Raw genomic sequence first — 461 nt, 5'->3', positions numbered from 1 at the left:
GTGATCATCGGGTCGATCTGGATCTTGCCTTCCATGTACCAGTCGACGATCTTCGGGACGTCGGTGCGACCGCGGGCGCCGCCAAAGGCCGTGCCCATCCAGGTACGGCCGGTCACCAGCTGGAACGGACGCGTCGAAATCTCCTGGCCAGCGCCGGCAACGCCGATGATGACCGATTTGCCCCAGCCGCGGTGGGAGGCCTCCAGCGCCTGGCGCATCACCTTGGTGTTGCCGGTGCAGTCGAAGGTGTAGTCGGCCCCGCCGATCTGGTCGGCGCCGCGCTTCGTCATGTTGACGAGATAGGCAACGATGTCGCCCTCGACCTCCTTCGGATTGACGAAATGCGTCATGCCGAAGCGTTCGCCCCAGGCCTTCTTGTCGTTGTTGAGATCGACGCCGATGATCATGTCGGCGCCGGCAAGCTTCAAGCCCTGGATGACGTTCAAACCGATGCCGCCGAG

The 461-nt window shown here is 63.6% G+C and carries 1 protein-coding gene; it reads right to left on the bottom strand.

The genetic code is table 11. The annotated features are described in order from the left end of the window. Positions 1-461, bottom strand: a 461-nt coding sequence (locus PY650_RS36800; protein WP_285885032.1) for a zinc-binding dehydrogenase, incomplete at both ends; no start/stop codon positions are given.

It is taken from the genome of Martinezella calliandrae (genome assembly GCF_030272695.1).
In the GTDB taxonomy this organism is placed as follows: domain Bacteria; phylum Pseudomonadota; class Alphaproteobacteria; order Rhizobiales; family Rhizobiaceae; genus Rhizobium; species Rhizobium calliandrae.
Note: the sequence above shows the minus strand (reverse complement) of the source record. Positions and strands in the feature narration are given on the sequence as shown.